Genomic DNA, 24,653 nt, shown 5'->3' with positions numbered 1-24,653 from the left:
GCCATACTGGCGTTCTTTTAAGGAAAGTTTTATTTATGGTCAATGTTCGCCAGCCCAGGGATGTTGCGCAAATTTTGCTGTCGGTGCTGTTCCTGGCCCTCATGATTATTGCCTGCTTGTGGATCGTTCAACCCTTTATTCTCGGCTTCGCCTGGGCCGGAACCGTTGTGGTTGCCACCTGGCCTTTGCTGCTGCGTTTGCAGAAACTGCTGTTCGGCCGTCGCGGCCTCGCCGTACTGGTGATGACGCTACTGTTGTTCCTGCTGTTTATTATTCCGATTGCCTTGCTGGTTAATAGCCTGGTGGACTCTAGTGGTCCGGTGATTCGTGCCGTTACCAGTGGCGATTTGACGCTGCCGGATCTCGCCTGGCTGAACAGCATCCCTGTTGTGGGTGCCAAACTCTATAGCGGCTGGCACAGCCTGCTGGAGATGGGCGGCAGCGCGCTGATGGCGAAAGTGCGTCCGTATATTGGCACCACCACCACCTGGTTTGTGGGTCAGGCGGCCCATATTGGTCGCTTTATGATGCACTGTACCCTGATGCTGCTGTTCAGCGCTCTGCTCTACTGGCGCGGCGAGCAGGTGGCGTTAGGCGTTCGTCACTTTGCCACCCGACTGGCGGGCAAACGCGGCGATGCCGCCGTGCTGCTGGCGGCACAGGCCGTGCGCGCCGTGGCGCTTGGCGTGGTGGTAACGGCCCTGGTACAGGCGGTGCTGGGCGGTATCGGCCTGGCGATTTCCGGTGTCCCGTACGCGACCGTCTTTACCGTTGTCATGCTGATGACCTGTCTTGCGCAACTGGGCCCCTTACTGGTGCTGGTTCCCAGCATTATCTGGCTTTACTGGACAGGTGACACCACGTGGGGAACGGTTCTGCTGGTGTGGAGCTGCGTGGTCGGCACCATGGACAACGTGATTCGCCCCATCCTCATCCGCATGGGCGCAGACCTGCCGCTGATTCTGATCCTCTCCGGGGTGATCGGTGGGTTGATTGCCTTCGGAATGATTGGCCTGTTTATTGGCCCGGTACTGCTCGCCGTGACCTGGCGTCTGTTCTCCGCCTGGGTGCATGAAATTCCACCGCCGGAAACTGACCCGGACGTGATTCTGGGCGAACTGGAAGAGCTGGAAGAGAAGAACACGCATTAAGTTTTGTTGCCGGGTGGCGCTAACGCTTACCCGGCCTACATCCTTCCCCACAATACTTAAATGCTGCTAAAGTATTTATTCGTTGCACACTGGTCAGACCCGCCCTTTCAACAGTAAGTCTGCTATAAACCTCAAGAAATCTTTACTTCTCTTTAACTATTGAGACGAATCTGATCGACGCTAAAAGCGCACATGCCTACTATTAGCTCACGGTTATAGATCAACACCTTGATTTATAAGCATGGAAATCCCCTGAGTGAAACAACGAATTGCTGTGTGTAGTCTTTGCCCATCTCCCACGATGGGCTTTTTTTTATCCTGACTACGCGCGTGTCACTTCACAGGTACTGAGCATCCGCCATTCAGCAGGTACAACCCGCGTCTCCCCGGTGACGTTGACCGACACGATCTCACGGATGTCCGCCGACGATGCGCCAATCTGCAGTTCAAACTCACCCGGCTCAACATTGCGCTTGCCATCACGACGGGTGAAGTTAAACATCTCCACCGGCAGCGTAAAGGTCAGCGTGGCAGTCTCCCCCGGCGAGAGCGTGACGCGCTGGAAGGCCTTCAGCTCCTGGAGCGGTCGTACCTGCGTGGCGACCTTATCCCTGACGTAAACCTGCACCACTTCGCTGCCGCTGCGTTCGCCGTTATTGGTGACATCCAGACTGATGACCACCTCGCCGTCGACTGGCACGCTCGATGCCGCTACCTTCGCGGCTCCCCAGCTAAACTGCGTCCAGCCGAGACCGAAACCAAACGGATAACGTGCACCGAAGTGGAACGCGAACGGCGTCCCGCCGCTTTTCAGCTTGTGATTGTAGTAATACGGCATCGCGCCGGCGCTTTTCGGCACGCTCACCACCAGGCGCCCCTGCGGCTCGGCGCGACCGGTTAGCACGTCCGCAATCGCCCAGCCACCTTCCTGCCCTGGCGCCCATGCCATCATCAACGCCGCGACCTTATCCTCCAGCCCCTGCAGGTTGTAGGGACGCCCGCCGGTCATGACAACGATGACCGGTTTTCCGGTTGCCACCAGCGCGTCCAGTAGCTGTTGCTGCACGCCGGGCAGGTTTAGCGAGTCGGTATCGGAGCCTTCCCCTACCGTGCCGCTCTGGAACAGCCCGGCGAGGTCGCCGACGCAGGCCACCACCACATCACTCTGCTGCGCAGCGTTTACCGCCTCGGGGATCAAGGCGGTGCTCTGCGACACCGGTGACTGCTGCATCGGTTTACCGCCGCTGTCGCCAGGGAAGACAGGTGCACCCGCCATGCGTTTTTCGATAATGTGACACCCTTTGGCGTAGCGCACGTTCGCTGCGCCCAGGTAATGTTCCAGCGCCGCGCGCGGAGTCGTCACCTGCGAAGTCTCCTCCACCATATCGCTGATAATCAGGTGAACCGGGAAACTGTAGCCGCTGAGCAGGGCCAGCGGATCGTCTGCGGTCGGGCCCACCAGCGCCACGCGCGGTTTTCCACCGAGGGGCAAAATGCCGTTGTTTTCCAGAAGTGTGACAGATTGCGTCGCCACGTCCCGCGCGACCAGGCGGGTTGCTTCGTTTTGCAGATCGATCCCGTTTTCGTCGGCATACGGGTGTTCAAACAGCCCCAGCCGGAATTTTTCGGTCAGCACACGCCCCACGATTTCATCGACTTTGTCCATGGAAATCAGCCCACGCTCAACGGCCTCTGCGAGGTGTCGTGCGCAGTCATCTTTCGGCAGTTCAACATCAAGCCCGGCGTTAAATGCCAGCGCGGCCGATTCTGCCGCATCGTGGGAAATGCCATGGTGCTGATGCAGCAGGCTGACGCCGCCATAATCCGCGACAATGATGCCATCGAAACCCCAGTGCTCACGCAACACGGTGGTCAACAGGAAGCTGTCACTGTGTCCCGGCTGATTATCAATATCATGATAGGCGGGCATCACCGAACCGGCATTGGCCAGCTTGACCGCCATTTCAAACGGCAGCAGGAAGGTGTCGTTCAGCTCGCTAAAGCCCAGGTGGACCGGAGCATGGTTGCGCGCCCCTTCGCTGAACGAGTGACCCACGTAATGCTTAAGCGTCGCCAGCAGATCGCGCTTGTCGCTCTGCAACCCTTTGACGTATGCCGTCGCCATCACCCCCACCAGCCACGGATCTTCCCCGAAGGTCTCTTCGGTGCGGCCCCAGCGCACGTCGCGGGAAACGTCCAGTACCGGGGCCAGCCCCTGCTGGCAGCCCACAGAGCGCGCCTCTTTGCCAATCTGCTCTGCTGCACGCTGCACAAGTTCAGGGTTCCAGGTGGAACCGTAATTCAGCGAGGACGGGAACAGCGTTGCGTCTTTGCACAGCAGTCCTACCAGACACTCCTCGTGGAACAGCGCAGGAATGCCGAGACGGGTCTCTTCCATCATCATACGTTGCAGGCGGTTCGCCGCGCGCACGCCGGTTTTTGCGTCAACAATATGGGTGCCCAGCGGGCGGGTGATCTGCCCGACGCCCAGTTTTAGCCGTTCCCCAAGCGACGCCTGCTCGCTCACACCGGCGAATTCGTCGCTCAGATCGCTTCGCTCGCGGTGGTTACCGTTTTCGTCGAGGATCAGCCAGTAGGCATGCATCTGGGCGAACTTCTCTTCCGGGGTCATACGCGCCAGTAAATCGGCGACGCGCTCGTGCACGGGACGTCCCGCGTCCTTATAGATAGCTGTCATGTTTTACTCCTGTAGTGCGGAAGGGGTTGCCGGGCTGAGCTGCCCCGCTTCGGGTCTGACCTCACGCTTGCTGGCCAGCTCACGGGCGATGGAATCCACCAGCCGGCTGTTAAGCTTGTAGATGGAAAGTAGCGCCACCATGCAGAGGAACAACGCGCATGGGATAAGGGTGAAAAGCGCGTTAATGGTCGACAGCACGTGCGGCGTCTGGGCTGCCTGGCCCGGCGCATAATCCACCATGCCCAGTACCCAGCCCACCACCGCCCCGCCGAGCGCCAGGCCAAATTTGATGGCAAACAGCGCGGTGGAGAAGACCAGCCCGTCCAGGCGACGGCCGCTGCGATGCTCTTCGTAGTCGACCACATCGGAGAACATGGTCCACTGGAGCGGCGTGGTGAGGTTTTGAATAAAGCTAAAGACAATGTTAAGGCCGAAGATCAGCCAGACCTGCGAAGGCGGCAGGAAGAAAATCAGCGCGCCGAAAATGACGAAGGAAATAATCGTCCACTGGTAAGCACGAACGCGGTCAAATTTCCCCAGCAGCCGTTCAGATAATAATGCGCCGCTTAAGGAGGCCACCATTCCGGAAACAATAAAGGCAAATACCAGATCCGGGCGCAACAGCACATAGTTCACGTAATACATCGTGGCGGAGCCGCGCGTTACCACCGCGGTCAGCAGCAAAATATTAAACAGGAACACAATACGCCACTGGCTGTTGCGGCCCAGCAGTTTTAAATCGGTGAGCATGGAGCCGGAGGTATCATTGCGCGGAGAATACCGCTCGCGGGTCATCAGGAAGCAACAGAAGAACAGCACAATGCCCAGCAGCCCCATCAGGCTCATGGCATAGAAATAGCCTTTCTGCACGTTGCCCTGGCCCAGCAGTGAGACCAGCGGCAATGCGATAACCGTCACAATCAACCCGCCAATAAATGACAGACCAAAGCGCCATGACTGCAGGGAGTGACGCTCGCGCGGGTCCAGCGTCAGTGCGCCCGGCATGGCGCAGTAAGGCACGTTAATCGCGGAGTAAATCAGGCTCAGGATAGCGTAGGTCAGGCAGGCATAAACGATTTTAGCCGTCGGCCCGACGTCCGGTACATAGAAAGTAATCAGGCAGCTTACGCCAAAAGGAATGGCAAACCACAGCAGCCAGGGACGGAAACGACCATGACGCGTCTGGGTGCGGTCAACCAGTGCGCCAATGCACGGGTCGACAAACGCATCAACCACGCGCACCACTAAAAACATGGTTCCCATAATGGCCGCGGGTAAACCAAAAACATCCGTATAGAAGTAAGCAAGAAATAACGTGGCCGTTTGCCAGACCAGCGCGCTGGCCATATCACCTAGGCCATACCCTATTTTATCTTTGGTACGCAATACAGAGGAAAGTGTCATTGTTATTTGCCTTTTTATCAGGTTAAAACGTATTTCAACCAGTTGCGCATCTTCTGAAGAGAAATGCGCAGTAAGGCTCAAGTATTAGCAACGCTTTGCGCGCTAACAATTGTCTAAATTAACAGACAAATTATGATATTTGGTTTTTTACTTTATTTGTGATGGGGAGCAAATATGAAATGAAATAAAAAAGGCGAGGAATAATATCCTCGCCTTTTCGGGTCATGCTGGCGTTACTTGTTCAGTTCCGCCAGGCTCAGCCAGGTTTGCACCACGGTGTCCGGGTTCAGGGACAGGCTATCAATCCCCTCCTCCATCAGCCAGGCGGCAAAGTCTTCATGGTCAGAAGGACCCTGACCACAAATCCCGACGTATTTACCCTGTTTCTTCGCCGCACGGATGGACATGGAGAGCAGCGCTTTCACCGCCTCGTTACGCTCATCGAACAGCTCAGAGACCACGCCGGAGTCACGGTCCAGACCCAGCGTCAGCTGCGTCATGTCGTTCGAGCCGATAGAGAAGCCGTCAAAGTGCTCGAGGAACTGCTCGGCCAGCAGGGCGTTGGACGGGATCTCACACATCATGATGATCTTCAGTCCGTTTTCACCGCGCTTGAGCCCCTGACGCGCCAGCTCGTCCACTACCGCTTTCGCCTGATCCACCGTACGCACGAACGGGATCATGATTTCGACGTTGGTCAGCCCCATGTCGTTGCGCACGCGTTTCACCGCTTCACACTCCAGCGCGAAGCAGTCGCGGAAGCTGTCGGACACGTAGCGTCCGGCGCCGCGGAAGCCCAGCATTGGGTTCTCTTCTTCCGGCTCGTAGCGCTCACCGCCGACCAGGTTGGCGTATTCGTTTGACTTAAAGTCAGACAGACGCACGATCACGCGTTTCGGGTAGAACGCCGCGCCCAGCGTGGCGATCCCTTCGGTCAGACGGCCAACGTAGAACTCTTTCGGCGAGTCGTAGCCTTTCATCATCTCGCGGATTTCGTTCTGCAGTTTCGCGTCCTGGTCGTCAAACTCCAGCAGCGCACGCGGGTGCACGCCGATCATGCGGTTGATGATAAATTCCAGACGCGCCAGGCCAACGCCTTCGTTCGGCAGGCAGGCGAAGTCAAACGCACGGTCTGGGTTACCGACGTTCATCATAATTTTCAGCGGCAGATCCGGCATGGTATCCACGCTGGAGCTTTTCACGCTGAAGTCGAGGATATCGGCATACACGTAGCCCGTATCGCCTTCGGCACAGGAGACGGTTACGTTCTGTCCGTCCATCATGCGTTCGGTTGCGTCACCGCAGCCGACAACCGCAGGAATACCCAGTTCGCGGGCAATGATCGCCGCATGGCAGGTACGGCCGCCACGGTTGGTGACGATGGCCGCCGCTTTCTTCATGATCGGTTCCCAGTCCGGGTCGGTCATGTCGGTCACCAGTACATCGCCTGGCTCAATACGGTTCATCTCGCTGATGTCGTGGATCACTTTCACCGGACCGGCACCGATGCGGTGACCAATCGCGCGACCTTCCGCCACAATTTTGCCCTGGGCGTGCAGCGTATAACGCTCCATCACCTGACCGCGAGAACGGACGGTCTCCGGACGCGCCTGGACGATAAACAGCTTGCCGGTGTTCCCGTCTTTCGCCCATTCGATATCCATCGGACGGCCGTAGTGTTTTTCAATCTGCACCGCCTGCTTCGCCAGTTCCTGCACTTCGGCGTCGGTCAGGGAGAAGCGGTCGCGCTGCTCCTGCGGCACATCCTCAATCTTAACCTGCTTGCCATGCTCCTGGGTTGGGGCATAGATCATGCGGATTTTTTTCGAGCCCATGGTGCGGCGCACCACCGCCGGGCGACCCGCGGCCAGCGTAGGCTTGTGTACATAAAATTCGTCAGGATTCACCGCGCCCTGCACCACCATCTCACCCAGACCCCATGCAGAGGTGATGAACACCACCTGGTCGAAACCCGATTCGGTATCGATGGAGAACATCACGCCGGATGAGCCTACGTCTGAACGCACCATGCGCTGGACGCCAGCGGAGAGCGCGACGCCGCGATGGTCGTAGCCCTGGTGCACGCGATAGGAGATGGCGCGGTCGTTGAACAGGGAAGCAAATACGTGCTTCACGGCCACCAGCACCGCATCATAGCCCTGAACGTTCAGGAAGGTTTCCTGCTGCCCGGCGAACGACGCGTCCGGCATATCTTCTGCGGTTGCGGAAGAACGCACGGCAAAGGAGGCCTGCGCATCGTCAGCGGAGAGCTGGTTGTAAGCATCGTGAATGGCTTTTTCCAGTTCCGGCTGGAAAGGTGTGTCGATGATCCACTGGCGGATCTGCGCCCCGGCTTTAGCAAGCTCGGTCACATCATCAATATCCGTTTTATCCAGCAGGTCGTAAATGCGCTGGTTTACACCGCTCTGGTCTAAAAACAGGTTAAACGCATCGGCGGTTGTGGCAAACCCGTTTGGTACGGAAACACCCATACCGGACAGATTTGTAATCATTTCACCCAGGGAGGCATTTTTGCCCCCAACTCTGTCTACATCATTCATGCCGAGTTGGTTATACCAAAGCACCAGCGGTGACGAGCCATTGTTGGACATCGAAACAATCCTTTTGTGATATTTGATCGGAGTAAGTAACACCTGACTACGTATTTATACTGGCATATTTATTTGCGCTAAAAAAACGGTGAATCGTGTAAGCAATTTAAATTTTCAACTTTTCGGATAGTTTCCCACCAGCGATTAACCCGATGATTCCTCTAAATTCAGCCGTTAACCACAAAAATAAAGTCGCTATTTGAAAAATGAAATCCACTTTTCAGGAAAATCAAAAACAGTGTTTCATTCATAATTAGGATAAGTTCTTTGCTGTGTAAATTACTTTTTTAATTTATGCTTTCAGACAATTACGTATGATATTCAGGGTGGGTAAAATGGATAATGCTGTCGATCGTCACGTTTTTTATATTTCTGATGGTACGGCGATCACCGCCGAGGTGCTGGGCCACGCGGTCATGTCGCAGTTCCCCGTATCGATTAACAGCATCACGCTGCCGTTCGTGGAAAATGAGAGCCGCGCCAAAGCGGTGAAGGACCAGATCGACGCCATCTACCAGCAGACCGGCGTCCGTCCGCTGGTGTTCTACTCCATCGTTATCCCCGAAATTCGCCACATCATTTTGCAAAGCGAGGGCTTCTGCCAGGATATCGTCCAGGCGCTGGTGGCCCCGCTCCAGAGCGAGCTGAAGCTTGACCCGACGCCTATCGCCCACCGTACCCATGGGCTGAACCCTGGCAACCTGACCAAATACGATGCGCGTATTGCCGCCATCGACTACACCCTGGCGCATGATGATGGTATTTCTCTGCGCAATCTCGACCAGGCACAGGTGATTTTACTTGGCGTGTCGCGTTGCGGTAAAACGCCGACCAGCCTCTATCTGGCGATGCAGTTCGGCATTCGCGCCGCCAACTACCCCTTTATTGCCGACGACATGGATAACCTGGTGCTGCCCGCTGCACTCAAGCCGCTACAACACAAGCTGTTCGGGCTAACCATTAACCCGGAGCGTCTGGCCGCGATCCGCGAAGAGCGCCGCGAGAACAGCCGCTACGCCTCCATGCGCCAGTGCCGCATGGAGGTCTCCGAAGTGGAAGCGCTGTACCGCAAAAACCAGATCCCGTGGCTGAACAGCACTAACTATTCGGTAGAAGAGATCGCCACCAAAATTCTCGACATCATGGGACTTAATCGTCGCATGTACTAATATGCTAGTACATTAACTCAGATTCGGGTATCATCCTCTGCAACAACGGGGCGGTATCGCCCCGAACTTGAAATCAGCAGGGATTGGTTTAATGTGATGCCCATCACTTCCCGGTAGTCTGCCGATGAAGCAAAAATTTTCTGAGACAAATCATGAATAAAACCGACGAACTCCGCACGGCGCGCATTGACAGCCTGGTCACACCGGCTGAACTGGCTCATCGGCATCCCGTTTCCGCCACGGTTGCGGAACATGTTACGGCCTCCCGCCGACGTATTGAAAAAATCCTGAATGGTGAAGAAAAGCGTCTTCTGGTCGTGATTGGCCCTTGCTCTATCCACGATCTGGATGCAGCACTGGATTATGCCAAACGCCTTCAGGGACTGCGGGATAAGTATCAGCATCGCCTTGAAATTGTGATGCGCACCTACTTTGAAAAACCGCGTACCGTGGTGGGCTGGAAAGGGCTGATTTCCGATCCCGATCTCAACGGCAGCTATCGTGTGAATCACGGTATCGAACTGGCACGCAAGCTGCTGCTCCAGGTCAACGAGCTGGGCGTCCCGACGGCGACTGAATTTCTCGATATGGTGACCGGGCAATTTATTGCCGATTTGATCAGCTGGGGCGCGATCGGCGCACGCACCACTGAAAGCCAGATCCACCGCGAGATGGCCTCCGCCCTCTCCTGTCCGGTCGGCTTTAAAAACGGGACCGATGGCAACACCCGTATCGCTGTTGACGCGATCCGCGCCTCGCGTGCCAGCCACATGTTCCTGTCGCCGGATAAAAGTGGTCATATGACTATCTACCAGACCAGCGGTAACCCTTTCGGGCACATCATTATGCGTGGCGGGAAGAAACCCAATTACCATGCCGACGATATCGCCGCCGCCTGCGAAACACTGGCCGAATTCGATCTGCCGGAACATCTGGTGGTGGACTTTAGCCACGGTAACTGCCAGAAGCAGCACCGCCGCCAGCTGGACGTTTGCGATGAAATTTGCCAGCAGATCCGCAGCGGTTCAACCGCCATCGCGGGTATTATGGCCGAAAGCTTTATCAAGGAAGGCACGCAGAAAATCGTTGCCGGACAGCAGATGGTGTACGGCCAGTCAATCACCGATCCGTGCCTGAGCTGGGAAGACAGCGAACTGCTGCTGGAAAAGCTGGCGTCTGCGATAGATACGCGCTTCTGATCCCCGCCGGGTGGCGCTGCGCTTACCCGGCCTACGGTTCGTGCCCTTCTCCCTCTCCCCATGGGAGAGGGTCGGGGTGAGGGCATCAGACCGCACCTTCCCCCAAAATTTGATCCCGTCACATTATTTTCACAAAAACGCTTGCCGTGAAATTGTAGTTTATTGATAATGATTATCATTGTTACATTGATTGTTATTTATAAATATTATGTCACCTACGGATAACCGCGCGGCAACGCCAGCAAACAAACACACAGCGCCCGCCCCTGCCTCCACCGATCGTCGCATCGACAGCAAAAGCCTGCTGGGTGATGAGGGCCGGGTGATTATCGAGCATGACGGCCAGCACTACCTGCTGCGCCAGACGAATGCCGGAAAATTGATCCTCACAAAATAAACCAAAACATTCGCCAGCCACCCAGGTGACCCCCAGGCAGCCAGCGCTTTCGATTCTTTATGGAGAGTTGCTATGCCACACCTGCATACCGCATGTTTACGCCCGTCACTTCTGGCGCTGGCGATTGTCAGTACCCTGCCGGGCGTCGCGTTTGCTGCCGCAGATGAAATAACCGTCACCGCTACCGGCAACGCCCGTAGCGCCTTCGAAGCCCCGATGATGGTGAGCGTGATTGACGCCGCTGCCCCGGAAAAACAGACCGCCAGCTCTGCCGCCGACCTGCTGCGTAACGTGCCAGGCCTGACGCTGGACGGCACCGGCCGCACCAACGGTCAGGACGTTAATCTGCGCGGTTATGACCGACGCGGCGTGCTGGTGCTGGTTGACGGCGTGCGTCAGTGTACCGACACCGGACACCTCAACAGCACGTTCCTCGACCCGGCGCTGATCAAACGTATCGAAGTTGTGCGCGGTCCGTCGGCGCTGCTCTACGGCAGCGGTGCGCTGGGTGGCGTGATTTCCTATGACACCGTTGACGCCAGAGATCTCCTGGAACCGGGCAAAAACAGCGGTTACCGCGTGTTTGGTACCGGTGCGACAGGCGATCATAGCCTCGGGATGGGGGCCAGCGCCTATGGCCGCACCGATACGCTTGACGGTCTGGTGTCATGGTCCAGCCGTGACCGCGGCGATATCCGCCAGAGCGACGGCAAGCGTGCCCCAAACGACGAATCCATTAATAACATGCTGGCGAAAGGCAGCTGGAAAATCGACCCGGCTCAGACGTTAAGCGGCTCCCTGCGCTACTACAACAACGCCGCGCAGCAGCCGAAAAACCCGCAAACCCCCGATGCCACCAGCAGCAACCCCATCACCGACCGCTCCACCATCCAGCGTGATGCACAGCTGGGTTACCGTCTGGCGCCGGAAGGGAACGACTGGCTGAACGCCGATGCAAAAGTTTACTGGTCAGAGGCGCGCATAAATGCCCAGAACATCGACAGCACCGGTGAGTTCCGCAAGCAGACCACCAAAGGCGGCAAAGTAGAAAACCGTACCCGCCTGTTTGGCGACACCTTTGCCTCTCACCTTTTGACCTACGGCGGGGAATATTATCGTCAGGAACAACGTCCGGGTGGCACCACCACCGGCTTCCCGGAGGCGAAAATCGACTTTAGCTCCGGCTGGCTGCAGGATGAAATCACCCTGCGCGATCTGCCCGTTACCCTGCTGGGCGGCACGCGCTATGACAACTATCGGGGTAGCAGCGAGGGCTACGACGACGTGGATGCCGACAAGTGGTCCTCCCGCGCCGGGTTAACCGTCAGCCCTACCGACTGGCTGATGCTGTTTGGCTCTTACGCTCAGGCCTTCCGCGCCCCGACCATGGGCGAGATGTATAACGACGCCAAACACTTCTCCATCGGCAGTTTCTACACTAACTACTGGGTGCCTAACCCGAACCTGCGCCCGGAAACCAACGAAACGCAGGAGTTTGGTTTTGGCCTGCGCTTTGACGACCTGATGCTCGCCAACGACGGGCTGGAGTTCAAGGCCAGCTATTTCGATACCAAAGCCAAAGATTACATCTCCACCACCGTCAATTTTGCCGCGGCGACCACCATGTCGTACAACGTTCCGAACGCCAAAATATGGGGCTGGGACGTGATGGCAAAATACTCGGCTGACCTGTTTAACCTCGATCTGGCCTATAACCGCACGCGCGGAAAAGATACCGATACCGGCGAGTACATCTCCAGCATCAACCCGGACACCGTCACCAGCAGGCTGGATATTCCGGTGGCGCAAAGCGGCTTCTCCGTGGGCTGGATCGGCACCTTTGTCGATCGTTCAACCCATGTCAGCAGCAGTTACAGCAAACAGCCGGGCTATGCGGTCAACGACATCTACGTCAGCTATAAGGGCCAGGAGCAGCTCAAGGGCATCACCACCACGCTGGTGCTGGGTAACGCCTTCGACAAGGAGTACTGGTCTCCTCAGGGTATTCCGCAGGACGGTCGTAACGGCAAGATTTTTGTGAGTTATCAGTGGTAATTCCCCGCGGGGCAACTATTCAGAAGGAAAAGACAATGGATCACTACACGCGCTGGCTGGCGCTAAAAGAAGAAAACCCGGGTAAGTATGCGCGCGATATTGCAGGGTTAATGAACCTCAGTGAAGCAGAACTGACCTTTGCGCGCGTGGGCCATGATGCCTGGCGACTGCGCGGTGAAATTCGCGAGATCTTAGGCGCGCTTGAAGCCGTAGGGGAAACAAAATGCATCTGCCGCAACGACTATGCCGTTCACGAGCAGGCAGGCAGCTTCACCCATCAGCACCTGAACGGCCACGCCGGGCTGGTGCTGAACCCGCGCGGACTGGATCTGCGCCTGTTCCTCAACCAGTGGGCAAGCGCGTTTCACCTCAGCGAAACCACCGCACGCGGCGAGCGGCAGAGCATTCAGTTTTTCGATCATCAGGGTGATGCCGTACTGAAAGTTTATACCACGGACAACACCGACCTCGCCGCCTGGGCTGACGTGTTGACCCGCTTTATCTTTGCCGATAACCCATCGCTTGAGCTGAAGGCTGCCGAGGCCCCGCTGCATGCCGAAAATGCAGATGCCGCCCTCGTGGACAAAGCGTGGCGTGCGATGACTGACGTGCACCAGTTCTTCGGCCTGCTGAAACGCCACAACCTCAGCCGCCAGCAGGCATTTCGCCTGGTGGGCGACGACCTCGCCTGCCAGGTTGAAAACAACGCGCTGGCACTGCTGCTGGAAACCGCGCGCCAGCACGGCAACGAAATCATGATCTTCGTGGGTAACCGCGGCTGCGTGCAGATCTTCACCGGCGCGGTGGAGAAAGTCGTGCCGATGAAAGGCTGGCTGAACATCTTTAACCCCACCTTTACCCTGCATCTGCTGGAGGAGACGATTGCGGAGAGCTGGGTCACGCGCAAACCAACTGCAGACGGTCACGTCACCAGCCTGGAACTGTTTGCCGCAGACGGCACGCAAATTGCCCAACTCTATGGTCAGCGTACGGAAGGCGAGCCGGAGCAGAGCCAGTGGCGTAGCCAGATTGATGCCCTGACGCCAAAAGGGCTGGCCGCATGAAGACGTGGTTTGCCCTGCTGAGCGCCCTGCCACTGGTGGCGTTTGCCGCCGCGCAGGAGAAAATTGTCACCCTTGGCGGCGACGTCACGGAGATTGTCTATGCGCTTGGCGCGGACTCTTCGCTGGTCGCACGCGACAGTACCAGCCAGTGGCCGCAGGCAGCGAACGCGCTCCCCGATGTGGGCTATTTGCGCCAGCTTAACGCCGAAGGGATTTTGTCCATGCGTCCCACGCTGGTGCTGGCCAGCGACCAGGCGCAGCCATCTCTGGCGTTAAAGCAGGTTGAACGCAGTCACGTCAGGGTGATTACCGTTCCTGGCCGCAACGATCTGAGCGTCATTGACGAAAAGATCCGCATTATTGCCGAGGCCACGCACCGTGAAGCGCAGGGAGAGAGCCTGCGCCGCTCGCTACGTCAGGCGGTGGCGGCTCTGCCCGCAGAACCGCTCAACAAGCGGGTGCTGTTTATCCTCAACCACGGGGGAATGACCGCCATGGCCGCCGGACAGCAAACCGGCGCCGATGCCGCCATCCGTGCCGCCGGGTTACAGAACGCGATGCAGGGTTTCACGCGGTATCAGCCGCTGTCGCAGGAAGGGATTATTGCCAGCCAGCCCGACATGGTGGTGATTTCGCAGGACGGCGTGAACGCGCTGGGTGGCGAGGCGAATCTGTGGAAGCTGCCCGGACTGGCGCAAACCCCGGCGGGACGGCACAAACAGCTGCTGGCGATTGATGACATGGCGCTGCTGGGTTTCAGCGTGCGCACGCCGGAAGCCATCCGGCAGTTGCGTGCTAAAGCGGAGCAACTGCCCTGATGTCCCGGCGGATCGCACTGTCGCTGTGGATGCTGGCCGCAATTCTGAGCATCATGACCCTTACGGCAACAGGCTTTGGGGCATTGCCTCTGCCGGTCAGCCTGCTGTGGAACGGCAGCGATGAGGCGATGCGTCAGATCTGGCTGACCATTCGCCTGCCCCGCGTACTGCTGGCGCTGGTGATTGGCGGCGCGCTGGCGCTGGCCGGGTGCGTGATGCAGGGACTGTTCCGCAACCCGCTGGCAGACCCGGGTTTGCTTGGGATCAGCAGCGGCGCGGCGCTGGCGGTCGCGCTGTGGGTGGTTATTCCTGTCACGTTGCCGGCCCTGATGATGCTTTACGCCCCGATGGTTGCGGCATTCCTCGGCGCGCTGGCTGCAACCGTTGTGATCTTCCTGCTCAGCCAGCAGCGTCACGGTTCCCTGTCCCGTTTACTGCTGGTGGGGATCGCCATCAACGCCCTGTGCGGCGCGGCCGTCGGTCTCCTTTCCTGGCTTAGCAACGATGCGCAGCTTCGCCAGCTTTCGCTCTGGGGAATGGGCAGCCTCGGGCAGGCGCAGTGGTCCACCCTGCTTGCGGTGACCTCGCTGATGGTGCCTGCGGTTCTGATTATCTGGCGGCTGGCTGGTCCACTCAATTTGCTGCAGCTGGGTGATGAAGAGGCGCACTATCTCGGGGTGGATGTTGCCCGGGTACAGCGGATCCTGCTGCTGTGCAGCGCCCTGCTGGTCGCTGCGGCGGTGGCCATCAGCGGCGTGATTGGCTTTGTTGGCCTTGTGGTCCCACACCTGATGCGTATGTGGCTGGGGGCCGACCACCGGGCCGCGATCCCCGCCTCGGTGCTGGCCGGAGCGTTACTGCTGCTGGCTGCCGATACGCTGGCGCGCACTCTGGTCACCCCGGCGGAAATGCCCGTCGGGTTGTTGACCAGCCTTCTCGGTGCGTCGTGGTTCCTGTGGCTTATCTTTCGTCGTGGAGGTGCGCATGGCTGAACGCTATTGTGCGGAAAACCTGGTCTTTCACGCCGGGCAACGGACGCTGATCGACGATGTATCACTGACCTTATCTCAGGGTGAGCTGGTCGCGTTGATTGGCCCTAACGGTGCCGGGAAATCGACATTATTACGGCTGCTGACCGGCTATCTCACACCCGCAAGCGGGCGGTGCAGTCTGGCAGGCACGCCGCTTGCGGACTGGCCAACGGAGACCCTCGCCCGCTACCGGGCAGTGATGCGTCAAAATACGCAGCCCGGATTCGACTGGCCGGTGGAAGCCGTGGTCGGTATGGGGCGCGCCCCCTGGACGCGCTCCCCTGAGGCGTCAGTGGTTGAGGAGGTCATGGCGATCACAGGCTGTTTACCCCTGGCGGGCAGAAGCTATTCGGCACTCTCCGGAGGCGAGCAGCAACGGATCCAGCTCGCTCGGGCGCTGGCCCAACTCTGGTGCGACGGCGCCCCACGCGGCTGGCTGTTTCTTGATGAACCGACCTCCGCACTGGATCTCTTCCACCAGCAACATCTGCTGCGCCTGATGAAAACCCTGACCCGTCGGGGGCATCTCCACGTCTGCGTGGTTCTGCACGATCTTAATCTGGCGGCACTGTGGGCGGATCGTATCCTGCTGCTGCATAACGGCAGGCTGGTCGCCCGGGGGACACCGGAGGACGTTTTGCAGGCCGGGGCGCTGGCGCGCTGGTATGGCGCGCAGGTGCTGGTCGGCAGCCATCCGGCTCATGCCGTGCCGCAGGTGTTCCTCGCTCCCTGAGCGGGGTGATAAAAGTCCTTCAGCGTTTCCAGCAGGGCATGCGCCGCTTTAGAGAGCTGCGTGTGCCCGGGATGGATCACCCCGATGCACTTTTCAATGGGCGGGTTATCCAGCGGAATACAGACCGCGCCCAGGGAAGCCATCTGCGCCTCGCAGAGCGCCGGCACGGCGCTGCCACCCAGCCCGCTGGCGACCATGCGCCCTACCGTCACCAGTTGATGACTCTCCAGCGCCACGTCCAGCTTTCTGCCGCTCCGCGCCAGCTCCTCCTCCATCATCAGACGTACCGCCGAAGGGCGCTGCAGGGTGATGAAATCCAGCGTCAGCAACTCCTCCCATGCCAGGCGCTTTTTTCCCGCAAGCGCGGAATCTTTCGGCACAATGGCGACAAACCTGTCCAGCCCCAGCGGCGTAAACAGCAGGTTGTGCATGGGTGCCGGCTCAAAGGCAATCCCCATCTCAACCCGCCCTTCCCGCACCATCTCAATCACCTGCTCGTTGATGACATCATGCACGGTGACGTTGACCCCGGCATGGCGATCGCGAAACGCTTTCAGCACTTCCGGTAAAACGTTGGCGGCAAACGACGGCATCGCCGCGACCGAGATTTTGCCGCGCTGGAGCGTAAAGCACTGGTGCATTGCCTCTTCCACGTTATCCCAGTCGGCCAGCAGCTGCCGCGCCATCGGCAGAAATGTTTCGCCCTCCTGCGTGAGGGCAACCTTGCGCGTGCTCCGCTGCAACAGCGGCCCACCGAGCGCATCTTCCAGGCTTTTAATCGTCAGGCTCAGCGCTGGCTGGGAAAGATTTAAGCGTTCGCTGGCGTGCGCGAAATTGAGAGTGTGAGCTACCGCTAAAAACGCGCGTAACTGTTTGACACTCATTCTCATTTTTCATCCTGTTAACTAATTGAAAAAATTTAGTTAACAGGAAATTAATAAGAAATCCAAATGAGTGGGTCACAAATTCAAAATTAACAAATGAGTCGCCACCCCTAATGATACCGGCACGGTTAACGGGAGGGATGACTATGGCAGGACTGGATAAGCGCGTCAGCAGCTATGCGCAGGCGCTGGATGGGCTGACGGACGGCATGACCTTGCTGGCGGGCGGCTTCGGGCTGTGCGGTATTCCTGAGAACCTGATTGCAGAGGTTCGACGCCGTCAGGTGAAAGATCTGACGGTCGTGTCGAACAACTGCGGCGTGGATGGTTTCGGTCTGGGGATACTGCTCGAAACGCGCCAGGTTCGCAAAGTGGTGGCGTCTTACGTCGGCGAGAACGCGCTGTTTGAGCAGCAGGTACTGAGCGGGGAACTGGCAATCGAACTTACTCCGCAGGGGACACTGGCAGAAAAGGTCCGCGCGGGCGGGGCCGGTATTCCGGCGTTTTATACGGCCACCGGTTATGGCACCCCCGTGGCAGCGGGCAAAGATGTGCGCCAGTTTGGCGGTAAAAATTACATTCTTGAAGAGGCCATTACCGGTGATTTCGCACTGGTTAAGGGCTGGAAAGCGGACTGGTACGGCAACGTTATCTATCGCCATACCGCGCAAAATTTTAATCCACTGATGGCAACGGCGGGCCGAATCACGGTTGTGGAGGTGGAAGAGATTGTTCCGCCGGGTGAACTGCCTCCGTCGGCTATTCATACGCCGGGAATTTACGTCGACAGGCTGATTGTCGGCCAGTTTGAAAAACGCATTGAACAGCGCACGCTGCGCGCGCAAGGAGTCTGACGATGTTAACCCGTGAACAGATGGCGATGCGCGTCGCCCGCGAACTGCGCGACGGGTATTACGTCAACCTGGGGATCGGCATCCCTACGCTGGTGGCGAATTATATTCCCCCGGAAATGGACGTGATGCTGCAGTCGGAAAACGGTCTGCTCGGAATGGGGGCTTTTCCCGATGAGCATAGCCTTGATGCCGACATGATCAACGCCGGTAAACAGACGGTCACTGCGCGGACCGGCGCGGCCATTTTCGACTCGGCCCAGTCGTTTGCCATGATCCGCGGCGGCCATGTGGATCTGACCGTGCTGGGCGCATTTGAAGTCGATGTCGAGGGCAACATTGCCTCGTGGATGATCCCCGGAAAGATGGTGAAAGGGATGGGTGGCGCGATGGATCTCGTTGCCGGGGCGCAGAACATCATTGTGGTGATGACCCACGCGGCAAAAAACGGTGACTCCAAACTGCTGCCACGCTGCACGCTGCCGCTCACCGGTGTGGGCTGCATCCGTCGGGTCCTGACGGATCTCGCGTTGCTGGAGATAGCGGACGGCGCGTTCATCCTGCGGGAATACGCCCCGGGTGTCGGTATCGACGAGATTGTCCGTAAAACGGCCGGAAAAATCATTGTGGCGGACGACGTTCGCGAGATGCGCTTCAACTGAGGACTCAACATGAAAAAGGTCATGATTGTCGGGGCAACGCGAACCCCCATTGGCAGTTTTCGCGGATCGCTCTCGCCCCTTTCAGCCGTTGAGCTGGGTGCCGTCACGGTACAGCGTCTGCTGGAGAGCAGCGGCCTTCACCCAGAGCAAATAGACGAACTGGTTTTCGGTCAGGTGCTGACGGCCGGGTGTGGGCAAAACCCCGCCCGCCAGACGGCCATCACTGCCGGATTACCCGTCAGCACCCCGGCGACAACGGTCAATCTGGTGTGCGGCGCGGGGTTGAAAGCGGTACAGCTCGCCGCCCAGGCAATCCGCTGCGGTGACGCAGACGTGGTTATCGCTGGCGGCCAGGAGAGCATGAGTAACGCCCCGTATCTGCTGGATGGCGCACGTTCAGGGCTGCGTTTTGGGCATACGGGCCTGCAGGACAGCATGATCACCGACGGCCTGTGGGACGCCTTCAACGATTACCACATGGGCATCACTGCGGAAAACGTCGCCCGTGAGTATGGCATTTCCCGCGAGCAACAGGATGCCTTCGCCCTCCGGTCACAGCAAAAGGCAGCGTCCGCCATTGAGACTGGTCGGTTTGACGCCGAAATAGCGCCAGTGACGGTGAAACAGGGCAAACGTGCGCCACAGATTGTCCGCCATGATGAACAGCCACGCCCGGAAACCACCGCCGGGCAGCTTGCACAGCTCCGCCCCGCATTTTTGCATGACGAGGGCACGGTCACGGCGGGGAACGCCTCCACCCTTAACGATGGGGCCGCCGCGGTACTGCTGATGAGCGAGGAAAAGGCGCGGGAAAGCGGGTTACCTGTTCTTGGCCACATTGTGAGTTACGCAGTGACGGGCGTTGATCCGTCGGTGATGGGCATCGGCCCGGTCAGCGCCTGCCGGACGGCGCTGGCGCGGGCGGGCTGGACGCTCGACGACGTCGATCTCATTGAAGCCAACGAAGCCTTTGCCGCACAGGCACTGGCGGTGGGCAAAGAGCTTGGCTGGGATGAACAGAACGTCAACGTTAACGGTGGCGCCATCGCCCTGGGCCATCCGATTGGCGCATCCGGCTGTCGCATCCTGGTGACCCTGCTCCATGAAATGCAGCGCCGGGGGGTAACAAAGGGACTTGCCACCCTGTGCGTTGGCGGCGGACAAGGCATTGCCCTGACCGTTGAGCGTTAAACCTCTCGTTGGTACCCGAATAATAATTAAAGTAAGGAGTCGTAATGAGTGTGTTAATAGCCCTGGCGGCGCTGGGATTACTGATGCTGGCGGCCTACCGCGGATACAGCGTGATTTTGTTTGCGCCGATTGCGGCGCTTGGTGCCGTGCTGCTGACCGATCCGGGTGCCGTCGGCCCGACGTTTACTGGCCTGTTTATGGAAAAGATGGTCGGCTTCGTTAAACTCTATTTCCCGGTGTTCCTGCTGGGGGCGGTGTTTGGCAAGCTGATTGAGCTTTCCGGTTTTTCACGATCCATCGTTGCCGCCGCGATCCAGATCCTCGGTCGTCGGCACGCTATCCCCGTGATAGTCCTGGTGTGTGCGCTGTTAACCTACGGCGGCGTGTCGCTATTCGTGGTGGCATTTGCGGTGTACCCGTTTGCCGCCGAACTGTTCCGCCAGAGCGGCATCCCTAAACGGTTAATCCCCGCTACCGTGGCGCTGGGGGCGTTCTCGTTTACCATGGACGCCCTGCCCGGCACGCCGCAAATCCAGAACATTATTCCCACCAGCTTCTTTGGCACTAACGCCTGGGCGGCCCCGTGGCTGGGTCTTATCGGCTCTCTGTTTATTATCTTCTTTGGCCTGCTCTGGCTGGAGCGGCAGCGGCGTAAGGCGATCAATAACAATGAAGGTTATGGCGCGGACCTGAAAAACGAACCTGAAACGCCGGACAATATTCATCTCCCGCATCCGCTGATTGCTCTCTCCCCGCTGCTGGTCGTGGGCATACTGAACCTGCTGTTTACCCGCTGGATCCCCGGCTGGTACGGTACGAGTCATGAGCTTACCCTGCCAGGACTGGCGAAACCGATTGTGACCGAGGTGAGCAAGATCACCGCCATCTGGGCCGTGGAGGCGGCGCTGATCTCCGGTATTGTGCTGGTGTTGATTTTTGGTTTTCGCAATATCCGGGGATGTCTGGCAGAAGGCAGCCGAACGGCGGTGAGCGGCGCCATCCTCGCGGCGATGAATACCGCGTCCGAATACGGTTTCGGCGCGGTTATCGCCGCCCTGCCCGGTTTTCTGGTGTTATCTAAAGCGCTGTCTGCCATCCCGAACCCGTTGCTGAACGAAGCCATCAGCGTGACCGTTCTCGCCGGGATCACCGGCTCAGCGTCCGGCGGGATGAGTATTGCCCTTGCGGCCATGGCGGACACCTTTGTTGCTGCCGCCCACGCGGCCAATATCCCGCTTGAGGTGTTGCACCGCGTGGCGTCAATGGCAAGCGGCGGGATGGATACGCTTCCCCATAACGGGGCGGTGATTACCTTGCTGGCCATCACCGGCCTGAGCCATCGTCAGGCCTACGGCGGCATTTTCGCTATCACTATCATTAAAAGCCTGGCAGTGCTTTTTGTCATTGCCGTGTTCTATCTGACCGGCATTGTGTAAGGAGAGAAAAATGAATCTGAACGGTAAAATCGCCCTGGTGACCGGCTCGACAAGCGGCATTGGCCTGGGGATCGCTCGCGTGCTGGCGAAATCAGGGGCGCAGTTGATTCTCAACGGTTTCGGTGACAGCGGATCAGCGCGAGAAGAAATTGCACAACTGGGCAAAAAGCCGGGCTACCACGATGCCGACCTGCGTGACGTGTTGCAGATTGAAGCCATGATGCGCTACGCCGAATCGCAGTTTGGCGGCGTGGATATTCTTGTTAACAATGCCGGGATACAGCATGTGGCTCCGGTGGAGACCTTCCCGGTGGAGAAATGGAACGACATTATCGCCATTAACCTTTCTGCGGTGTTTCACACCAGCCGGCTGGCGTTGCCCGCCATGCGTGAACAAAACTGGGGACGCATCATTAATATCGCCTCCGTTCACGGGCTGGTTGCGTCGAAAGAGAAGTCCGCCTACGTTGCCGCCAAGCATGGCGTGGTGGGCTTTACCAAATCCCTGGCGCTGGAAACCGCACGCACCGGCGTGACCGCCAATGCCCTCTGCCCGGGGTGGGTGCTGACCCCGCTGGTACAACAGCAAATCGATAAGCGCATCGCGGATGGCGTCCCGCCGGAACTGGCGCAAGACCAGCTTCTCGGGGAAAAGCAACCTTCAGGTGAATTTGTCACCCCGGAGCAGTTGGGCGAACTGGCGCTGTTTTTATGCAGCGACAGCGCCGTTAACGTTCGCGGCGCCGCGTGGAATATGGATGGCGGCTGGGTGGCACAGTGAGTTTCTGGCCGGGTAAGGCGAAGCCGCTACCCGGCCAGAAATGTTTAGCTTGAGCAACTCACTTCCAGCCGTTTGCCCCAGTCTGGCGGGCGGCTGATATAGTCATCATCCCGGTCGGCAAACGGCGTGCACAACGCCAGGTGCAGACGGTGCAACTCGTCATACTCTCCCTGCTCTGCCTGTTCAATCGCCCGCTGCGCCAGCCAGTTGCGCAACACCATCGCGGGATTCGTCGCGTTCATCTGCGTCTGACGGGCGGAGTCATCGACCTGTTCCTGCTGCAAGCGGGAGCGGTAACGTGCAAACCAGTCGTCAAAGGCCTGCCTGTCAATAAACTCGTCGCGCAGCGGCGAGGCAGCACTGTGCTGCTCCGTCTGGCCCAGCATCCGGAAAGTGCGGGTATAATCACTCCCCTCACGCGCCATCAGTGCAAACAGATCGTTCAGGATCTCGTTATCCCCTTTCTCCTGGGTCATCAGCCCCAGCTTGTTGCGCATCAGCGTGCCATATTCCCGCAGCAAAACGTCCTGATAGCTGTCGAGTGCATCATTCAGGGCATCGACATCCATAAACGGCGACAATGTTTGCGCAAACCGCTGCAGGTTCCATAGCCCAACCGCTGGCTGGTTGTCAAAACTGTAACGTCCCTGATAGTCAGAGTGGTTGCAGATATACCCAGGCTGATAATCATCCAGAAAACCAAACGGCCCATAATCAAAGGTCAGCCCGAGGAGCGACATATTGTCAGTGTTCATTACCCCATGAGCAAAGCCCACCGTTTGCCAGCGAGCAATCATCCTGGCGGTACGGGCGACCACGTCCCGGAACCAGAGAACGTATTTATCAGCCTCATCCTGCAAATGCGCCCAATGGCGACGAATAGCGTAGTCCGCGAGCTGACGAACCTTGTCCGTCTCACGACGATAGTAAAAGTGCTCAAAATGGCCAAAGCGCAGATGGCTTTGTGCGATACGCATCAGCATCGCCCCTTTTTCTACCGTTTCGCGCATAACCGGCGTGTCGCTGGTGACAATCGACAGCGCGCGCGTGGTGGGGATCCCCAGAGCATGCATGGCTTCAGATGCCAGGCATTCACGTATTGTTGAACGTAATACTGCGCGGCCATCGCCCATCCGAGAATAAGGGGTAAGACCTGCACCTTTCAGATGCCAGTCAACCGTCTCTCCGTTGGAAAGCTGTTGTTCGCCCAGCAGGATCCCCCTGCCGTCGCCCAGCTGTCCCGCCCAGACGCCAAACTGGTGTCCGCTATAGACCTGGGCAAGGGGTTGCATACCGGGAAGAAGCGTTTCGCCTCCCCAGACGCCCGCGCCCCCGGAAGGCTTAAACATCTCAGGTGGAACGGCCAGTTCATCGGCCAGCCGCTCGTTGTGCCAGATAAGACGTGAATTGAGTAACGGTGTGGGTTTGAGTGCAGTGTAAAAGCCAGGCAACTCGTCATGCCAGTGAGCAGTAAAAGACAGGGTCATAAGTCCTCCTGCTTTTAGTGTAGAGGGTTTGCCCGAACTTAAACACGGGCGAAAGACAGGGTTATCGCTACTGAACCAGCGTCGTGACGTGCTCCGCCGGGACAGCGGGCCACAGCGTGCCCTGCATGGCGCCAAAATTGAAGGACAAGACGCGTTGCAGCAGACCGTGGTCGTCAATACCTGAGACGATCACCGACTGGCAGTGCGGCGTTATTTGCCAGAGGATAGCGCGCATAAAAGGTTCGAAAGAGAGCTCCGAAGCCCGCTGCTGGATGAAACCTTTATCGAGAATCACCCGTTTAAATAATCCATCATAGACAGCTTTGAGCGATGCCGCGCCTGCACCAAAGTTTGCGAGGACCAGGGGGAAATGGATCGCCATTCTCGCCAGTTGCAGATCATCCTTTCCGTTATTTAAACCTGGATAATTCTCATTAACAGTAAACTCAAGAAAAGGATACCGCTCAAGAATTGAAACAGCATTCCCATTACTTAATAAAAATTCAACAATAGCCGGTGTAATATTGATCCATGCAATTAACTGATGCTGAATAAAAAACAGTTTACAGGTATCAAGCAATTGCAGTTTTTCGTTAAACAGCGCTAACTCTTCTGCCGCTGAAAGCCGGGGGATAACGAGCTCAGTGGGGATCCTCACATCGGTGCCGACGCCAGTAAAGTTAACCAGAACCTCTAAACCTTTAAGCTCGCCAGCACTATTACGTGCAGGCAAAAGCATCAGTTCAGACTGGTATGCATTATCTAGCGTAATCATCATTGCACTCGCCCCGCATTAAAGATGAGAGAGGACATCCTGGAGCAATTGCCGACACAATTCCACTGTCTTGATTTTAATAAGTTTAATTTCATTAGTTCCGTATTAATTTTCAGATTTATCCCTGAATCTAAAATAATCTTATCCTGGTTACAGAGTAATAGCCAGTTTTAGATAAAACAGACACATAAGGATGACGCTAATTTTAGGTAAATTTAACTTTAATCAGCTTATTCAAGAAAAACCGGCATGATT

The 24,653-nt window shown here is 57.7% G+C and carries 20 protein-coding genes and 1 other RNA gene; 15 read left to right on the top strand and 6 right to left on the bottom strand.

Going from position 1 to position 24,653, the window contains the following annotated elements:
* Positions 1 to 35: 35 nt before the first annotated feature.
* Both ydiK and rprA read left to right on the top strand, forming a co-directional pair.
* Positions 36 to 1,151 (top strand): AI-2E family transporter YdiK, encoded by a 1,116-nt coding sequence (ydiK, locus tag ACOTXR_RS04710; protein ID WP_014883514.1) that lies wholly within the window; start codon positions 36 to 38, stop codon positions 1,149 to 1,151.
* A gap of 209 nt (positions 1,152 to 1,360) precedes the next feature.
* Positions 1,361 to 1,468: antisense sRNA RprA (gene rprA / locus ACOTXR_RS04705), an RNA gene on the top strand.
* Positions 1,469 to 1,473: 5 nt separating this feature from the next.
* Here the strand turns inward: rprA and ACOTXR_RS04700 are convergent.
* From ACOTXR_RS04700 to ppsA, 3 genes are all read right to left on the bottom strand, one after another.
* Entirely contained in the window at positions 1,474 to 3,849 is a 2,376-nt protein-coding gene (locus tag ACOTXR_RS04700; protein WP_149410243.1) for a glycoside hydrolase family 3 N-terminal domain-containing protein, read from the bottom strand.
* A gap of 3 nt (positions 3,850 to 3,852) precedes the next feature.
* A complete protein-coding gene (locus ACOTXR_RS04695; RefSeq protein WP_014883512.1) occupies positions 3,853 to 5,253 on the bottom strand; it encodes an MFS transporter in 1,401 nt (466 codons plus the stop codon).
* Positions 5,254 to 5,486: 233 nt separating this feature from the next.
* Positions 5,487 to 7,865: a phosphoenolpyruvate synthase gene (ppsA, locus tag ACOTXR_RS04690; RefSeq protein ID WP_058690487.1), complete on the bottom strand. Its 2,379-nt coding sequence runs from the start codon at positions 7,863 to 7,865 to the stop codon at positions 5,487 to 5,489.
* A gap of 335 nt (positions 7,866 to 8,200) precedes the next feature.
* Here ppsA and ppsR point away from each other — a divergent pair, with 335 nt between their 5' ends.
* The 8 genes from ppsR to ACOTXR_RS04650 all read left to right on the top strand — a co-directional run bounded on the left by ppsR (position 8,201) and on the right by ACOTXR_RS04650 (position 16,331).
* On the top strand, positions 8,201 to 9,034 hold the full coding sequence (gene ppsR, locus ACOTXR_RS04685; RefSeq protein ID WP_014883510.1) for a posphoenolpyruvate synthetase regulatory kinase/phosphorylase PpsR: 834 nt from the start codon (positions 8,201 to 8,203) through the stop codon (positions 9,032 to 9,034).
* 152 nt (positions 9,035 to 9,186) lie between these two features.
* Positions 9,187 to 10,233: a 3-deoxy-7-phosphoheptulonate synthase AroH gene (gene aroH, locus ACOTXR_RS04680; RefSeq protein WP_222834820.1), complete on the top strand. Its 1,047-nt coding sequence runs from the start codon at positions 9,187 to 9,189 to the stop codon at positions 10,231 to 10,233.
* A 208-nt stretch (positions 10,234 to 10,441) separates the two neighbouring features.
* Positions 10,442 to 10,630 (top strand): hemin uptake protein HemP, encoded by a 189-nt coding sequence (gene hemP, locus ACOTXR_RS04675; protein WP_014883508.1) that lies wholly within the window; start codon positions 10,442 to 10,444, stop codon positions 10,628 to 10,630.
* Positions 10,631 to 10,702: 72 nt separating this feature from the next.
* Positions 10,703 to 12,685, top strand: a complete 1,983-nt coding sequence (locus ACOTXR_RS04670; RefSeq protein WP_058690485.1) for a TonB-dependent hemoglobin/transferrin/lactoferrin family receptor — start codon at positions 10,703 to 10,705, stop codon at positions 12,683 to 12,685.
* A 35-nt stretch (positions 12,686 to 12,720) separates the two neighbouring features.
* Positions 12,721 to 13,749 carry a hemin-degrading factor gene (locus ACOTXR_RS04665; protein ID WP_058690484.1) on the top strand — a complete coding sequence of 343 codons (1,029 nt, stop codon included), beginning with the start codon at positions 12,721 to 12,723 and terminating at the stop codon, positions 13,747 to 13,749.
* A complete protein-coding gene (locus tag ACOTXR_RS04660) occupies positions 13,746 to 14,567 on the top strand; it encodes a heme/hemin ABC transporter substrate-binding protein (protein ID WP_014883505.1) in 822 nt (273 codons plus the stop codon). The genes ACOTXR_RS04665 and ACOTXR_RS04660 overlap by 4 nt, the downstream gene beginning before the upstream one ends.
* Positions 14,567 to 15,559, top strand: coding sequence for a FecCD family ABC transporter permease (locus ACOTXR_RS04655; protein WP_058690483.1), 993 nt, complete (start codon positions 14,567 to 14,569; stop codon positions 15,557 to 15,559). The genes ACOTXR_RS04660 and ACOTXR_RS04655 overlap by 1 nt, the downstream gene beginning before the upstream one ends.
* A complete protein-coding gene (locus ACOTXR_RS04650; protein WP_058690482.1) occupies positions 15,552 to 16,331 on the top strand; it encodes a heme ABC transporter ATP-binding protein in 780 nt (259 codons plus the stop codon). The genes ACOTXR_RS04655 and ACOTXR_RS04650 overlap by 8 nt, the downstream gene beginning before the upstream one ends.
* Here ACOTXR_RS04650 and ACOTXR_RS04645 read toward each other — a convergent pair.
* Positions 16,298 to 17,221, bottom strand: coding sequence for a LysR family transcriptional regulator (locus ACOTXR_RS04645; protein ID WP_222834818.1), 924 nt, complete (start codon positions 17,219 to 17,221; stop codon positions 16,298 to 16,300). The genes ACOTXR_RS04650 and ACOTXR_RS04645 overlap by 34 nt on opposite strands.
* 140 nt (positions 17,222 to 17,361) lie before the next feature.
* On the opposite strand from ACOTXR_RS04645, the gene ACOTXR_RS04640 reads away from it, so the two are divergent.
* From ACOTXR_RS04640 to ACOTXR_RS04620, 5 genes are read left to right on the top strand one after another with little or no spacing between them, the layout of a single operon-like run.
* Positions 17,362 to 18,069 carry a CoA transferase subunit A gene (locus ACOTXR_RS04640; protein ID WP_014883501.1) on the top strand — a complete coding sequence of 236 codons (708 nt, stop codon included), beginning with the start codon at positions 17,362 to 17,364 and terminating at the stop codon, positions 18,067 to 18,069.
* A gap of 2 nt (positions 18,070 to 18,071) precedes the next feature.
* Positions 18,072 to 18,728, top strand: a complete 657-nt coding sequence (locus ACOTXR_RS04635; protein WP_045269456.1) for a 3-oxoacid CoA-transferase subunit B — start codon at positions 18,072 to 18,074, stop codon at positions 18,726 to 18,728.
* A gap of 9 nt (positions 18,729 to 18,737) precedes the next feature.
* Positions 18,738 to 19,919, top strand: coding sequence for an acetyl-CoA C-acetyltransferase (locus ACOTXR_RS04630; protein WP_047626044.1), 1,182 nt, complete (start codon positions 18,738 to 18,740; stop codon positions 19,917 to 19,919).
* Between the two features lie 44 nt (positions 19,920 to 19,963).
* Entirely contained in the window at positions 19,964 to 21,355 is a 1,392-nt protein-coding gene (locus ACOTXR_RS04625; protein ID WP_058690481.1) for a GntP family permease, read from the top strand.
* 10 nt (positions 21,356 to 21,365) lie between these two features.
* Complete coding sequence (locus tag ACOTXR_RS04620) at positions 21,366 to 22,136, top strand: 3-hydroxybutyrate dehydrogenase (RefSeq protein WP_023332776.1); 771 nt, start codon at positions 21,366 to 21,368, stop codon at positions 22,134 to 22,136.
* 44 nt (positions 22,137 to 22,180) lie between these two features.
* Here the strand turns inward: ACOTXR_RS04620 and selO are convergent, their stop codons facing one another.
* The gene (gene selO, locus ACOTXR_RS04615; protein WP_058690480.1) at positions 22,181 to 23,623 is read right to left on the bottom strand and encodes a protein adenylyltransferase SelO; all 1,443 of its coding nucleotides are present in this window, start codon (positions 23,621 to 23,623) and stop codon (positions 22,181 to 22,183) included.
* A gap of 67 nt (positions 23,624 to 23,690) precedes the next feature.
* A complete protein-coding gene (locus ACOTXR_RS04610; RefSeq protein WP_014883496.1) occupies positions 23,691 to 24,401 on the bottom strand; it encodes an EAL domain-containing protein in 711 nt (236 codons plus the stop codon).
* Positions 24,402 to 24,653: the final 252 nt, after the last annotated feature.

Source organism: Enterobacter cloacae complex sp. IR53030 (assembly GCF_049238365.1).
Lineage (GTDB): Bacteria > Pseudomonadota > Gammaproteobacteria > Enterobacterales > Enterobacteriaceae > Enterobacter > Enterobacter kobei.
The sequence above is the reverse complement of the archived record's forward strand: the minus strand, read 5'-3'. Positions and strand labels throughout refer to the sequence as shown.